Origin of the sequence: Cerasicoccus arenae, assembly GCF_014651635.1 — a bacterium.
Classification (GTDB): domain Bacteria; phylum Verrucomicrobiota; class Verrucomicrobiia; order Opitutales; family Cerasicoccaceae; genus Cerasicoccus; species Cerasicoccus arenae.
Map to the genome: position 1 here is coordinate 1 of NZ_BMXG01000035.1, position 15,085 is coordinate 15,085.

Genomic DNA, 15,085 nt, shown 5'->3' on the forward strand with positions numbered 1-15,085 from the left:
TTTTGATTTCATTGATCATCAGATACTTGCTTTGCTTTCGGTCAAAACAGCGTTGAACATTTATCCATTTACTCCTATTTTCCGAGACCGTCCGGTCTTGCGAACTAGGTCGCCTGCCGGATCGCAGCTCGGAAAATCGACTATGATTGCTTTTTCCAGATAGTCTCGTCCCCTTATTTAAGCCCATCCTCGCAGACGCCATTCAACGTCTGAGATCAGCCACGGCTCAGCAGCGCCGTTGGCTGTAGCGTCTGGTTAGCCCTTTCTTCTTTTTCGACAAAGCCAAGAATTGCTGTCGCGCATTCCTCCGCGGAGTGGACGGAAGTATCGACCTCAAGGGCATAGCTCTTCCGCTTGTGGACTCGATCAACCTGCGACCTCGCCATGCCGAGTTTTCGATCACCTCGCGCAGCCTCTCGCGCCTCAAGGACTGGGAGCGGGCATCGAACCCCAATGAAATAGGTCATCTTTTCTTTCAGAGCGAGAATACAGGTCTCAAACCAATCGTGCCGTTCAAAGACGTGATCGACAACCAGCGGAAAACGGCTCGACGCAAGAATCGGAAGCGCCGCGTGAAAATTCGCCACACCAACCCGATGGCACTCTCTTCGTTCTTCTTGGTCCGCGACTACCGCCCAGTGAAACATGTCCGTAAAGGTATCGAGTGACGCATGAAGGACCGGGGTTCGAGACACGCGCTGAATCGCGCGCGCGATGCTGGTCTTTCCGGCGCTCGATGCGCCGTTTAGGATGATCGCAACGGATTTCATATTTCTTTGGCTAACAGGTTAGTATACGCGCAGGGTGCGATTGTTGCAGGATTTGTCACTGGTTGGTGTCGCGTTCATTGTGGCTGATTCAATCAGTGTGGAAGTGCCTTATCAATATCAATTTGCGGTACGAGGTGACCAATTCAGTGGCGCTTGAGGGGGATTGTGGTAAATGAGGTGGATTTTGGCCGAAAACCTCGCAATACACAGGGCTACAGGCCAATTGGACTTGGCGTATATCAAAAACAGCAATCCTAACCTACGAGATTTAGTCTCAATTCAATGGAGGGCTTCATGTGCCGTGTCCTGTTGACCGAACGAGACGTGTGTGGCGCGGGTACACGCCTGCGCTACCTTTGGGTGAAAGCTTACTGGGGCTTAATAAGGCCACCGGACTCCAGCCTTGATAACCCAATAGCTCTTTATCTCACGCCCGCTTCGCTCAAGGCGCAAAGTCGCCAAATTTTACGTTGCGGTCTTCCTTTGCGCCTCGGTGCCTTGGCGTGAGATTTATAAGCCGCATATGTTTAATGCTGTGAGTGTATCGTTTGCCGTTAGCGATGTAGCTCTCCGCGGTCCTAAGTGCGTTGGCGGAGGGCCTCGAAGAGGACGATGGCGGCGGCGGTGTTGACGTTGAGGCTGTCGGCTTGGCCTTGCATGGGGATGCGGATTTTGATCTCGGCGCGGTGGAGCCAATAGTCGCTGAGGCCGTCGTGCTCGGCGCCAGCCATGACGGCGAGCGGGCCAGTGAGGTCGGCGTCCCAATGGGCCAGATCGGTGTCGGGGGTAGTGGCGGCGACGCGGATGCCGTGCTCGGCCAAGAAGGCGTCCACCTGCGCTTGCTCTGCCGCCACGCAGGACAGGGCGAAGACGAGGCCGCGGGAATTGCGGATGACCTGCGGGTTTTCAAAATCGGCGACGGGATCGCAGGCAATCAGCGCGTGCGCGCCGACGGCTTCTGCGGTGCGGATGAGCGCGCCGAGGTTGCCGGGTTTTTCGATTTTCTCTACGACGACGACTAATGGGCGGTCGGGCAGGGTGAGGGCGTCCAGCGTGTGTGAGGACAAGTCCGCCACGCCGAGGAGGCCGTCGGGTCCTTCGCGGAGGGAGATTTTGGCAAAGACTTCGCGGGTGGCCTCGCTGACTTTTGCCTGGCGCTTCTCGGCCTCGGCAACGAGCTGGTTGGCGGATGCGGTGTCGCGCCAGTGTTCCGGGCACACGAAGAGCTCGCGGAGCTTTACGCCAGCGGCGAGGGCGCGGCTCAGCTCCAGCTCGCCCTCGATGATGTAGCATCCCTGCGCAGTGCGTTCCTTGGCAGCACGGAGCTTGACCAAGTTTTTCACTCGCGGGTTCTGACGCGATTCTATGCGCGGAAATCGGGACATGCGGTGAGTTACTACGAATCTCGCCCTTGAACGCGAATAAATTTCACCGCCGCCGAGTGACTGGTTTTAGACGTGAAGGTCATGTTTGATACGGCCGTTTAAAACGTAGGACTTTGCTGTAGTTTACATTTTTGAATAAAATTTAGGCCAAAAAGAGCATAAAAGTATCAGTTTGAGAGCAGGCGTTTTCGTTGAAAATGGCCTCCACCTCGCATAACAGCGGCGCAGCGGCGACATTGCCGAGCGACACCCCCCCCTCGACTAACGCAGGCATTTTTCGTTTTTCCTCGTTTCCGGGGCAAGTTATCCCTAGCGATGTGGCGGATGACTGAGACGCCGCGCAATTTTAATCCGGAGCCCTATCCGTATCACCACGAACTGGAGCTGATCGTTGAGACCCTGACCAACCTCGGGCACGGCTTGGCACGGGATAACAATTGGGTGGTCATGGTCCCCTTTGCCTTACCGGGTGAGCGGGTGCGCGCACGGGTGTTTCGGAATCATAAGAATTACTCCGACGCGGACCTCGTCGATGTCCTGGAGCCCTCTCCCCAACGGGTAGAGCCGCCTTGTCCGCTCTTTGGCCAGTGCGGTGGTTGCCAGTATCAGCACCTCGATTACACGGGTCAAAAGGAGTGGAAACGCGGCCAGGTGGTCGACTTAATGGAGCGCATTGGCGGCCTGGAAAACGTGGTGGTGGAGCCTGTTCATGGCTCGCCCAAGGAGTATCATTACCGGTCGAAATTGACCCCGCACCACCCGAACCGCCAGTCCAAGGATTTCCCTATTGGCTTCCTGCGTTATGGCCGCCGTAACCAAATCATCGATGTGCCGCAATGCCCCATTGCGACTGATGCCATCAACGAAGCACTGCCCATTGAGCGTAAGAAAATTCATGCGAAAAAAGAGAAGTTCAAACGGGGTTCAACGCTGCTTCTCCGGCACACCTTGGAGGGCGTAATCACCGACCCGCGTGCGACGGTTTCGGAGCAGGTTCTCGGCAAGGTTTATGAATTTCAGGCCGGAGAGTTTTTCCAGAACAACCCCTTCATTTTACCCGAGCTAATCGAGTATGTGTTGGAGCAAATTGGCCGCGTGAAGTTACGCTACCTCGTAGATGCCTACTGCGGTGTGGGCGTTTTCGCCTTGAGCGCTGCGCGTCATTTTGAGCAAGTAGCAGGGGTCGAGATTAATGCCCAGGCAGCCGAGCAAGCACGCGTTAATGCGGCCGCGAATGGCGTCACGAACGCCACATTTACCATTGGCAAATCGGAAGCGATTTTTGCCTCGTTATCGTTCCCCGGAGAAGAGTCGGCGATGATCATTGACCCCCCCCGTGCGGGTTGTGATGAGGTCTTCCTACGCCAGTTGCTCGACTTTGGCCCGAAGCGACTGGTCTATGTTTCCTGCGATCCGGCGACCCAGGCTCGCGACTTGAAAATCCTCCAAGCGGGCGGTTATCAGATCGAGCGCATTCAGCCTTTCGACCTCTTCCCGCAGACGCGTCACATTGAAAATGTGGCTACCTTGTCTCGGGCGTAATAAATGCGCGTTTTCGTTCGCCCTGCGGGGGGATCGTGCTCCAATCTAGGCCAAACATGAAGCATGACTTTGTTATCATTGCAGTGGACGGCGGGGCGGCCAGTGGGAAGTCCTCGACCTCTCGTCTCGTCGCTGAACGCTTGAACCTAATGCACGTGGACACTGGCTCGCATTACCGGGCGGTCACTTATGCATTGATGCTTGATGGTGTGCCGTCAACCGACGAAAACGCGGTTGCTGAACGATTGCAAACCCTGCCGCTAGACACTGTGGTGGAGGGCGGTTCAGCCCGTATTGCGCTTGGGGGGGGGATCCCGACGGCAGAACAATTGCGCAGTGAGGCAGTTAACAACGCGGTCTCGCTTTATGCAGCGGTTCCAGCTGTGCGGCAGTTTCTCTTTGATTACCAGCGTTTCCAAGCCGAACTCGCCCGCGTCAATGGCTTTGCGGGCCTCATTATGGAAGGCCGCGACATTGGCTCGGTGATTTTTCCGGATGCCACGCTTCGCGTTTTCCTGGAGGCCGACTCCGCAACCCGCGCCCAACGCCGCGCTGCAGAGGGAGAGAACGACGCCATCGAAGCCCGCGATAAAATCGACTCCTCACGTAAAACTGCCCCTCTTACATGTCCCGAGGGCGCTTTCCGCATCGACAACTCCTCACTGAGCCTAGATCAAGTCGTCGACTTGATTGAATCGCGTGTAAAGAACTGCGAATAGCGAAAGAAGCCAATTTATGAACCACCCACCGATGAAACCATTTTACGGAAACGCACGAGCCGCGCTTGGTGGTTGGTTCCGGATTTGGAATGAATTGGAGGTGGCGGGGACCTATCATGTGCCGATGACGGGGCCATTCCTTCTGGCTTGTAACCACGCGAGTTTCCTCGATCCTCCCGCCTTCGCCGCTGCCTGTCCGCGGGAGCTACATTTTTTTGCGCGTAAGACACTCTGGAAGGGCTTCTTTGGCACGCTTATTTCGAATCTCAACGCGATCCCCATCGACCGTGATGGCGAGCGCGACATGCAGGCTTTTCGGCATGTCTTTTCGGCTCTTAAGGAGGGGGGGGCGTTGTTGGTCTTCCCTGAAGGCACCCGGACGCCCGATGGCGAGCTTCACGCAGGTAAAAAAGGGGTGGGGATGATTGCTTGTCGAGGTGAGGTGCCCGTCGTGCCGGCCCGGATTTTTGGGAGCTACGAGATGTGGAACCGTCATCATAAGTTTCCTCGTCTGACGCGGCCATTGGGGGTCAGCTTCGGCCCGCCAATCCCTGTCGCGGAATATGATCCTGGCAAGAAAGACCCCAAGCGCTACGAAACCGCAGCTGCCCGCATTATGGCTGGCATTGCTGCGTTGGAGGATCCACACTTGGCAAATGCGCTACCGTTTGAGCGTTCGGTCTGACGATTTTGCTACGATACGGGGTGAATCGCATGTGGACATGGCCGGATTTTCGCCCGTGTCAGATGCATCTTATTAGTCGTTCATCTTTTACGCTTGGCGAGCAAGCCTTTTGACGATGATTTAAGCGGCAATGGCGGGCGATGGGCAGTCGATGGCGTGGCAAGCGCCGAAACTCGGGGTGAAGGGAATTCTCCGCCTGTTGTCACCGTACTTCCGTGAGAAGTTCCTCGATCAGGTGAAGAGCATCTGGTTCATCATTTTCTACTTGGCGGCTTTCCAAATATTCATACTGGGAGTACCGCTGGTTTACGCGGCGATGATCGGTGTGGGGGTGTTTGTGGTGGCATTGGGGTTGATGTTCTTTATGGAGGGCCTGCGGCTCGGGCTTATGCCTTTGGGAGAATTTATTGGGGCAATTTTACCGCGTAATGCCAAGCTCCCAGCCATTCTGGCCTTTGCATTTATACTTGGTGGGCTGGCGACTTTTGCAGAGCCGGCGATTGCGGTTCTGCGTGCTGCGGGGGCAGGGGTTAAGCCCGAAGACGCCCCATTGCTTTACAGTTTGCTCAATGATTTTGCGCCACAACTGGTGCTCAGTGTCGCGATGGGTGTCGGATTTGCCGTGCTGCTGGGAGTGCTGCGATTTTTTCGTGGCTGGCGGCTTAAATATATCATTCCGCCATTGGTCGGGCTGCTGTGTGTGTTGACTTTTTATGCGCACGGTAACGAGATCCTTGGGCCGATCATTGGCTTGGCGTGGGATTGTGGAGCGGTCACCACCGGCCCGGTGACGGTTCCCCTTGTGCTGGCTCTCGGTATTGGCGTATGCCGCATTGTGGGCGACGAGGATTCGAGCAATTCTGGTTTTGGGATCGTGACGCTGGCATCGTTGTTTCCGGTCATAGCGGTGCTGTTGTTGGGCTTTTATCATTATGTAGCGGAGGACTACGTGGGGGCCCCCAACTATCAAGGTGCTGAGGCGGAACTGCCGGTGCCGGATTATAACGTAGAAACGAGTGCGCCCCCCGCTGCCCTGTTAAAGGAGATCAAGGCGGCACCTCTGCAAGCAGCCGAGCCGATTTCTGAACAGGAATTTCGGCATTACCTACGCACTGGCAAGCTGCCGGATGATGTCACCGTCCGCTTTGAAGGTGGCGAAACGGAACTCGTCAATGGGCGTGTTGTCCAGACTGGCGCACAGGTTGTTTACGAGCGCCACGTCGACCCGTCTCTGTGGGCACAAGATGTTGAGGAATGGGATCCGTCGGCCAATTTCTTCAAGGAATTGAAATCTTCGCTCTTAGGCGCACTACAGGCCATTGTGCCATTGGTGCTATTTCTGTTCGTGATTCTTAAGTTACTGGTGAACGAGCCGATTCGAGATTTGGATCAATTGGCCGTAGGGATTGTTTTTGCACTGATTGGAATGGCGCTTTTCGGCATTGGAATTACTATGGGCCTGACGCCGTTGGGCACGCAGTTAGGTAGCAACATACCAGCGACATTTGCGTCAATTTCGCCCTGGGGCATGGAAGCAACTTTCGGCCCGCTGATCCCAACGGAGGATGTTGGTAAGCTGATCGCGGTGTTTTTTGGTTTCTTTCTTGGATACGGAGCAACGCTGGCTGAGCCCGCGTTGAATGCTCTGGGGGTGACCGTGCAGAAGATTACGGCTGGCGCTTTCCGTAAGAAACTATTGATGCAGTCCGTGGCCATTGGCGTTGGTTTGGGAATTGCAACTGGCGTCTGCAAGATCGCTTACAACCTGCCGCTGGCTTGGCTATTGATTCCGCCCTATATTTTATTGCTGTTCTTGACGCACATTTCGACCGAGGAGTTTGTCAACTTTGGCTGGGATAGTGCAGGCGTGACGACGGGGCCTATTACGGTGCCGCTAGTGCTGTCCATGGGATTGGGCATTGGTGCGAATGTGCCTGGCGTCATCGATGGTTTCGGGGTGCTGGCGTTGGCCTCGGTTGGGCCAATCATTACCGTGTTGACGGTGGGCTTGATTGTCCGTCGAACCGCTGAGGCCGCGGAGCATATTCAAGGGGGGCTGGTCGATGACTGATTGGGTCGAGCATAACAAGCACTTCGTGGTCACCGCGATCTTGCCTCGTCGTGCGAGCAGTGAAGTGACGGATTTCTTGATGGACTGTCCGGCCCGTCATTTGATGGCGCTCAATGCGCGTGGTACCGTGATCAAGGACCGTTGGTATCAGTCGCTAATTCCAATCATCAGCCCGGAGCAGGAGATTTTGCAATTTCTGCTGCCACATGACGAGGTAGATGTGATCATGGAGCAAATTGTGGCACTCGGACAACTGCGGTTGGCAGGCGCGGGCGCGGTCTTTACGCATCCCTGCAAGCAGTTCATTGCCACGGCAGATTTTCCCACTTGGCAAAATGGTGAGCATACAGAGGCCGGGCTGAGTATGATGCGGTTCAAGCGCAATTTGATCGGTATTGCAGCCACGGTGCAGTCTTCTATTTCGGAGGCTGTTGCGCGGGCAGCAATCAAGGCAGGTGCTCACGGTCCGACTATTCATTACTGCGAAGGCCGTGGTGTGCGAGACCGCCTTGGCGTCTTGCGATTTACCCAGAACCCAGACAAGGAAATTATCCGCGTGATCGTAGACGAAATGGACGCTGATCCAGTGTTTGAGGCCATGGCAGTTTCGGGGCGATTGATGGAGCCTGGGCGTGGTATAATTTATTCAATGCCCGTCAGTCATGGTCTTATCAAGCTGCCTGGCATTACACAGTCTGCCCGCCATGCCGCGAGTATTCATCAGATTATCCACGCTATCGACGACCTGAAGGGCTGCGCGGATTGGCGCGCCACGAGCAACCTTGTAGACATGCCTAAGTCGGGGGGGGCATTGAGCTTTCTTGGGATTGGCGCGGCGCGTTCGCGTAAATACCTACACAACCTCGTAAGGATAACTTGCACGACGAAACGGAAGCAGTTGGACGTTCTAGTGGCTGCGGCGCTCAAGGCGGGTGCCCCAGCTGCAACTTCGGTTTTTGGTAAGTTTGTGGAGAGTGAATGCAAGGTCACTGGTGCGGGACTACGGCTGAACCGCGAACTCGGCAGCATTCAAATGATACTGCCCAAAAATCAAGTCCAGCAAATCCTCGATGAGCTGAGAGCGGTCACCGAAGAAGAGGAACTGGAGTCGGTAGCTATCTATACCGCTGAAGTTGAAAAGGTGCTCACTTATCTGGGCTAGAGGGGGGATGTTGGGCCGAACTCTGCACGGAGTTGATGTCATTCAGCTTTCGGGAACTTGCGGACCCAGATGCCCACGTCCATTGCCTGCAGGCTTACTCGGTGGTTATGTTTGTCCAATCGGCTATCGATCAGGCCCGTGAAGTTAACGTGCTCATTATTGGCGACGCAGTGCCAATGTGTGCCGTCAATGTCGTGGAGATTGATGTTTTGCGGGTCGTTATTCGGATTGACTGCAAACAGCAATTGTCGTGGGCCCAAGGCGCAGTCAGCGTTAAAGAGCAGAGCCACAGCACTGCTTTGAGGATTGTCGCACTTGAAGACACGGAGATAACCCTCAGAGGGACGGTCCCAGAGGCGTAGCACTTCTCCCCATTCGGATCGCCGTAAACCGATCAACTGCTGGAAATAATTGTGCGTCATACCAAAGCGCTGAAGGCGGCCGTAGTCGAGAGCGTTGATGTCGCCGCGTTGGTAGGTATTGTTGATTCCCTGCTTGCTGCGGAGGAAATCTTGGCCTTCAGAGAACATCGGTACCCCGACCGCACATAGGCCAATGGCGGCCATCATGTGAGTACGTTGGATGTCGAGGTGGCTAGGATTATCGCCGTTGAAGTCATTGTTGGTCGTGATTTTGTCGATCCAGCAGCGATCATCATGAGAGGCGGTGTAGTTGATGCTTTGTGCGGGCCAAGCGGCCATGTGATCGAGGCAGCCCTTCATGTAGTAAGCTAATGCATCGGCGTTGCTTTTTCCCTGAACGTAGTCCGCGATGGTGCTGCGGTAGCCATCGTTCCAGAAGGCGTAACCTGCCATACGGGTGTCCCACTGGATACTACCACGGAAGCTCCATGGTTCGGCAATCAGGATGATAGACTCCTTGACTGCCTTGAGTGCGTCGCCGACCTGCTTGAGGGTTTCAACGGTGATCAGCTCAGCTAGGTCAAAGCGGAAACCGTCAACATCGTAGGCTTGTATGAGGTGAACTAGGCTGTCAATTATCAGCCGTTTTGTCATGGCGGATTCGGCGTTGAGCGTATTGCCGCAGCCGGTCCAGTTGTTATGCTCGCCGTTCTCTTCGAGGTAAAAATAATAGGCTTTGTCGATACGGCTCAAGAAGTTTGGCACGCCCACGTGGTTATAGACGACGTCGATAATGACGGACAGCTCATGCTTATGGCATGCCTCGACCATGTGCAGGAATTCATCGTTTTGCGTGGCCTTGGCAGGGTCTGAGCCATACCAAGCGCAAGGCGAAAAATAGTTCGTGGTCATGTAGCCCCAGTGATATTCCTCCTTCGTGGTGCTGTCGAATTGCTGAATGGGCTGGAATTCCAATGTGTTCACTCCGACGGTGCGCAGGTAGCACATGTCGTTGCTCAGATAATGCGTCACGCCATTGAAACCCAGGCGGTCGTCTGCCGACATCTTCATTGGCGCTTTCGCGGAGATGTCACGCACGTGGCATTCTAGAATAATCAGATCCTGCCAAGGGGGGGGCTCATGGGTTTTAATTGGTTTCTTGGTCTGACTAACGTTGATGACGATGCCTGGGCCATCGTGGGCATAAACTGCGAAAGCATAAGGATCGAGCACAGGCTGGTCGGGCTCGAAGCTCGTCGTTTTTCCATCGTTCTCACCGTCGACGTAGTAATTGTAAAACCAACCATGGAGGTTGCTCTTGAGGGTGATTTCCCAGCAAAGCTGATCCTTGGAAAGCTCCATGTCATACTGGTTGACCGTTTCAGCGTCGATGGTGTCATACAACTCTAGGATGACGCCTTTAGCGCGCGGCGCGAAAAGCCGGAACACGGTTTCTTTTCGGCGAACCGTGGTGCCGAGCAGTGCATCGGTATAAAGGTCGTAGAAGCTTAAGCCGGGCTTGATTAATTGCAGGTCGCGAACGGAGCCACCATCCCGCCTTCCCAAGCGGCAAACTTGGTCCATGCCACGCTGGCCTTTTCCTAATTCGAATTCAAAGGCATGTTGACCAGTTCGCACAAATGTTAATCGGTAATTGGCGTTTTCGGCCTTGTCGTATTCCACGTTGGGTGCGCAACGCAGTGGGGTGAGCCAATGCCAATCTTGGGTGACAAATTTGAAGATGTAATTTGCCGTTCCAGAGCCAATATCCCCCTTGGGGATTTTAGTCGTATAATAGGTTTTGCCATTAGTGTCTTTGGCCGAATGGAGCGTCCACGCTGATTCATTTTCATCGCGGCCCCAATTGTTGAAGAGGCCAGCCACGCGAACAGGATTTGTTTTGAAATCAACGTGCGGAAAGCGCAGCGGGTCGACGCAGAAGTGGATGTTGCCGTCTGCCTCGTAGAAGCCCGTAAACATCGCTAGAGCTATGGGGTCCATCCGCTTAACTTTCGCCACTTCCACGTCTTTGCCGTCGATATAGAACTGGGGCAGGGTAGAGGAACTCCAGTTTCGTTTCATCAGGACGACGCCTTTGCCAGGTGCGGTCCAGTAGGCGGCAAGAATTCGGCGAATTGTGGTACTCATAGAAAAACGGGCCTTACTTGGCCCGAATGTAGTTGTAGATATTCAAATAGTGTTGCCCGGGCACGTTCCACGAATAATCGCTCGCCATACCGTTGAGCATCAGATTTCGGAAGTGATCAGGATACATGTAGTAGCAACTGATGGCGCGCGATAGAGCACTTTCAATGCCGCCATAGTCATCGTTGTGGAAAACGTAACCATTGCGCTGGTCTAAGGGCTTATCAGCATGGTCTTTGTCGAAAACAGTATCTGCCAAACCACCCACAGAGCGGACGAGTGGGACGGCACCGTAGCGCATGGCAATGAGCTGGGTGAGGCCGCAGGGCTCGAAACGGCTTGGCACGACCATCATGTCAGAGCCTGCATAAATCAAGTGCGCCAGTTCTTCATTGAATCCGATCTCAATGTGGCTATCGGGGTTTTCATTTATTTCACCCTTTAGCCGCCAGAAATAGCTGTCGATGGATGGGTCTGGGCTGCTGCCAAGCATAATGAACTGCGCACCATGGTTCACGCAGTAGAACAGCGCGTGACGAATCAAATCCAGGCCCTTTTGCGGGTCAAGGCGGCCAACAAAAGCAATGATTGGTTTTTCGTTGTCAGCCATCAAGAGACGCTCGCGCAAGGCGCGCTTGTTCTCGTATTTCTGATCGATATTTTCCGAGCTATACTGAACGGGGATATGGCAGTCGGTTTTCGGGTTCCAAACCTCGTAGTCGATCCCATTGAGCACGCCGCCATATTTGCCGCCATGGATGTGCAAGGCTGGCTCCAGACCGAATCCTTGGCCTTTATCCTTGGCCTCGCCAGCATGCGTGGGAGAGACGGTGGTAATGAAATTGGAATAGACGATGCCGCCCTTCATTAAGTTGATCGCTTCTGGATAGTTGTAGTCGCCCAGTCGCTCCTTCGAGTAATAGTATTCGTGCCGATGCAGGCCAGCGGCGTCGAGGACTTGTGGACCGCAGACCCCCTGATGCTTAAAGTTATGAATGGTATAGCAAACACGGCTGTCGTGCATGCCTAACCGATGATAGATTTCCCATTGGAAAACAGGTACCAAACCAGTCTGCCAGTCATGGCAATGGATGATATCTGGGCGCTTACCGGACTTGAGCAGAAACTCCATCGCGGCGCGGGAGAAGAACGCAAAGCGGAACACGTCATCGTGGTCACCATAGAATTTATTTCGCTCAAAGAAGCAGTCGTTCGAATGCGGTTCGATGAAGTAGCATTTACGTCCGTAGACAAAACCGAAATACACCGTGCAGTGGATCGCGCCATTGTGCCAAGGTACCCACAAGTCTTCGAAACAGCGCTCTAATCCGTAGATATGGTCGTAGCGCATGTTGTTGTATTTCGGCAAAATAATTTCCACGTTGTGACCGCGGATCTGGAGTTCCCAAGTCAGTCCAAAGACGACATCCGCCAAGCCGCCGACTTTGGCGACGGGGGACAGCTCCGACGTGATGTGCACGGTGTACAGCGATGGAATCTCCTCGTGTAGGAAAATATTATGCAGATTAACACCTTCCGCTGGCGTGGGGTCGGCGTTGATTGGTGCCGCTTCTTCATGGGCGCTTAGTTGCTCTTGGGCAAAAGTCTTTTCCGCAGTGCGCGCCATTTCCTCGAAGTTAACGAGAGGCTCCTTGGGCTTTTTCTTTGGGTGTGGCTTGGAGCTCACTTTCTCTTTGCTGGCTTCGCCCGAGGTCGGTTTCGCTATGATGCCTTTACCCACATTTGTGTGTGGTGTCTGCGCTGGCTTGGAAGGCGAATCCTGAGCGGCAGATGCTGGTGTGGAGAACTCAGTTTTTTTCTTCACGGGAGTTTTGGCGGGACCGGTGTTTTTGGCCATATCTTTGGGGTAGTCGATTTACCGGAGAAAGTAAAGCGTGGGCTGAGAAGATTGGGTCATTAGAAACGCTGTAAATCGAGATTCGGTTGAATCGGATCAAGCTGCTCGAGCGCGTGAAGGGTTTCAGCATCGATTTCCTCTGTCGCAAGTTGGTTAAGCAAAAACTGAAAGCGTGTCAGGTGGCGGCGCAAGCGCTCCTCTGCATAACCCGCCGTTGCTCCAGCCCGCAGCATAAAAGGCCAGTCTGAGGCTTGTGCTAGCAAGAGCTCACGGGCTAGTTGATTGACTGCTCGACGGCGCAGCGGATCGGACTCCGAACGGGCAATTGCATCCTTTAATTTGCGGCCAGCGTTAGCTAACAGCGGATAAATCCAGTCTGTCTCCGGATTGATCCAAAACGAATAATCGGCGCGGTGGCCCCAAGTCGAGGCTGCGGGGAGGCCTTCGGGGATGTCTTTCAACGAGCTTATGGCATCAGTAGGCGAAGCCAATGTAAGGGCAGGATGCTGGCTTGCGCGCTGGATAACGTTTTCTAGCCAGTAAGGCCCCTCATGCCACCAATGCCCAAAGAGCTCGGCATCGAAAGGCAGAAAAATAAAGGATTCCGGTGTGCGGGCCATCGATTCGATAAAGTCTTGGGCGTCGGTCTCCGCTTGCTGACGGGCGACGACTGGGTCGTACCAGTCTTTTTCGCCTTTTCCAGTGACGCGCCAGTATTTAAGGCCGAGGGGGAGGCTGCCACCGTCCGGAAGGCGATAAAGCCCTGCTTGTTCATGACTGAGCTGATGCACGGCGTCTTGGTGGAATTCGCGGTAGTTGGCATGGCCCGGATAGCCTGAGTGAGCATCCCAGACCTTTTGCGACAGCTCTCCCTGCCGCGCAATAGCGGTTACGTCATTGGGGCAGCGAACGACGGATGAGCCGTTCATGTTCTCTACGGCAAACCATTGGATACCTGCTTCCGCAAGGTCGTACTCCAAGCCCGGATAGTAACCGCATTCGGGCAACCAGAAGCCTTGGGGAGTTATACCAGTTAGCGCAGTAAAACGTTCAATGCCCAACTGGATTTGCAGGCGTCGGGTCAGCGGTGAATTTTGGTGAGCGGGCAGAAAAGCATGAGTTGCCGCCGTTGTGAGCAACTCCACTTTACCCTCGGATGCGAGGTGCCCCCAAGCGGCGGAGAGATTCGCACTCCATTTTCTGACGAAATGTGCGGCAAGTTGAGCATTTCGGAGCAGCATTTCTTCGGCTAACTCGCGGCGTTCTTTGGGCAAGGATTGATCCGAGCATTCGCGTTTAAGGATAGCTGCGAGGCGATCCAAATGCGCGGCGAAGCGATCGGTGAAATCATGGTGTGACCATTGCTCAAGAAGCGTGGGTGAGAGCGATGCAGCCAGTCGGGGCTTTTTACCAGGCTCGGCACTTATGAGTTCCAGCAGCGGCAGATAACAGTCGATTGTTGCTTCGAATAGCCAAGCCTCTTCTAGGCTGACTGGCAATTCTGGGCGCAGTCCAAAAGGCAAATGCGCGTGCAGCAGTAGGCTAACGGTCCGCTTGGCGCTCACCCTTCAGCAATCAGGCTTAGGCCTGGCAGCAGCACGGCACCTTGGGGCAGTGCGCGGTGAAGCGAAAAACGCCCGTTTTCATCTGGTTTAACATCGGCTGGTAGAAACTTAATGTAAGACTCATCGTTGATGCGACCTTCGATGCAGATGGATGCATGGATTTCCAAGATCGGCTTGCCAGTGGCGGTGTCTTTGGCCAGTTCCAGTGCGCCTTGATTAGAATCACCTAAAAGGCTGAGCGTTGAAAAAATCGGCCAGACTTCCGCGAAATTGTTTAGCTTGCGGATAACTTTGAAATACCCACCCGGAAGTGGGCGAATGAGCTGCCTGCCAAGTGCAAGTGTGAGGCCAGGCGTCAGGCGGCCATTGATGGTTAATTCTGCGCGTAAATTGATCGGTGCGCGGTCGTCCCAACTATCGGAAAATTGGCTGGCAAGCTGTTCGGAGGCACCTGCTTTCTCTGATGCGCCACCGTGTTTAGTGGATTTGGTGGACTCAGCGATAGGGGGGGGGGCTTGATCCGGGCCTGAATTGGTTAGACTACGGCAGTTCCCATTGATGATGGCCGTGTGGATGCTTGATTCGTCGAGCGCAGTTGTCGGGGTGAGTGCGACGGATTTCGCTTCAATAATGGTGTCCGCGTTCGGTCGTTCAAAAAAGGCCAGCTCGTCGGGGGACTTTAACAGGTCGGGAGGCAGATTCGTCAATTGAGGCAGGCGGGCGACGATTGTGCCCTCATCGAGGGTTATATTGGCACTTTTGAGCGTCTGAGGGGGGGGGGGATTTTGTTGGGATTCGACTGGCGGAGGGGGGGGGGCTGG

General features: G+C 54.5%; 13 protein-coding genes. 6 read left to right on the forward strand and 7 right to left on the reverse strand.

Annotated features, from left to right (window positions below; translation table 11 throughout):
- Positions 1–215: 215 nt before the first annotated feature.
- Positions 216–770: a chloramphenicol phosphotransferase CPT family protein gene (locus tag IE065_RS17355; RefSeq protein WP_189517474.1), complete on the reverse strand. Its 555-nt coding sequence runs from the start codon at positions 768–770 to the stop codon at positions 216–218.
- Positions 771–1,052: 282 nt separating this feature from the next.
- Between IE065_RS17355 and IE065_RS17360 the strand changes: the two genes are divergently transcribed.
- On the forward strand, positions 1,053–1,277 hold the full coding sequence (locus IE065_RS17360) for a hypothetical protein (RefSeq protein ID WP_189517476.1): 225 nt from the start codon (positions 1,053–1,055) through the stop codon (positions 1,275–1,277).
- Between the two features lie 71 nt (positions 1,278–1,348).
- On the opposite strand, the gene IE065_RS17365 is transcribed toward IE065_RS17360, so the two are convergent.
- Complete coding sequence (locus IE065_RS17365) at positions 1,349–2,113, reverse strand: RNA methyltransferase (RefSeq protein ID WP_200163243.1); 765 nt, start codon at positions 2,111–2,113, stop codon at positions 1,349–1,351.
- 184 nt (positions 2,114–2,297) lie between these two features.
- A complete protein-coding gene (locus IE065_RS18240; protein WP_267908157.1) occupies positions 2,298–2,429 on the reverse strand; it encodes a hypothetical protein in 132 nt (43 codons plus the stop codon).
- A gap of 50 nt (positions 2,430–2,479) precedes the next feature.
- Between IE065_RS18240 and IE065_RS17370 the strand changes: the two genes are divergently transcribed.
- The 5 genes from IE065_RS17370 (at position 2,480) to IE065_RS17390 (ending at position 8,334) form a co-directional block, all read left to right on the forward strand.
- Positions 2,480–3,697: a class I SAM-dependent RNA methyltransferase gene (locus IE065_RS17370; RefSeq protein WP_189517494.1), complete on the forward strand. Its 1,218-nt coding sequence runs from the start codon at positions 2,480–2,482 to the stop codon at positions 3,695–3,697.
- A 56-nt stretch (positions 3,698–3,753) separates the two neighbouring features.
- Positions 3,754–4,416 carry a (d)CMP kinase gene (gene cmk, locus IE065_RS17375; protein WP_189517481.1) on the forward strand — a complete coding sequence of 221 codons (663 nt, stop codon included), beginning with the start codon at positions 3,754–3,756 and terminating at the stop codon, positions 4,414–4,416.
- 31 nt (positions 4,417–4,447) lie between these two features.
- Positions 4,448–5,101 carry a lysophospholipid acyltransferase family protein gene (locus IE065_RS17380; RefSeq protein WP_189517483.1) on the forward strand — a complete coding sequence of 218 codons (654 nt, stop codon included), beginning with the start codon at positions 4,448–4,450 and terminating at the stop codon, positions 5,099–5,101.
- 130 nt (positions 5,102–5,231) lie between these two features.
- A complete protein-coding gene (locus IE065_RS17385; RefSeq protein ID WP_200163244.1) occupies positions 5,232–7,172 on the forward strand; it encodes a DUF1538 domain-containing protein in 1,941 nt (646 codons plus the stop codon).
- Entirely contained in the window at positions 7,165–8,334 is a 1,170-nt protein-coding gene (locus IE065_RS17390; protein ID WP_189517484.1) for a P-II family nitrogen regulator, read from the forward strand. Before IE065_RS17385 ends, IE065_RS17390 begins: the two co-directional genes overlap by 8 nt.
- A 38-nt stretch (positions 8,335–8,372) precedes the next feature.
- Here the strand turns inward: IE065_RS17390 and IE065_RS17395 are convergent, their stop codons facing one another.
- The 4 genes from IE065_RS17395 to IE065_RS17410 all read right to left on the reverse strand — a co-directional run.
- On the reverse strand, positions 8,373–10,844 hold the full coding sequence (locus IE065_RS17395) for an alpha-amylase family glycosyl hydrolase (RefSeq protein WP_189517486.1): 2,472 nt from the start codon (positions 10,842–10,844) through the stop codon (positions 8,373–8,375).
- 13 nt (positions 10,845–10,857) lie between these two features.
- A complete protein-coding gene (locus IE065_RS17400; protein WP_189517488.1) occupies positions 10,858–12,699 on the reverse strand; it encodes a glycogen synthase in 1,842 nt (613 codons plus the stop codon).
- Between the two features lie 59 nt (positions 12,700–12,758).
- Positions 12,759–14,264 (reverse strand): 1,4-alpha-glucan branching protein domain-containing protein, encoded by a 1,506-nt coding sequence (locus tag IE065_RS17405; protein ID WP_189517490.1) that lies wholly within the window; start codon positions 14,262–14,264, stop codon positions 12,759–12,761.
- Positions 14,261–15,085 (reverse strand): hypothetical protein (locus tag IE065_RS17410; protein WP_189517492.1); only part of this gene is annotated, 825 nt, incomplete at its 5' end. The genes IE065_RS17405 and IE065_RS17410, both read right to left, overlap by 4 nt.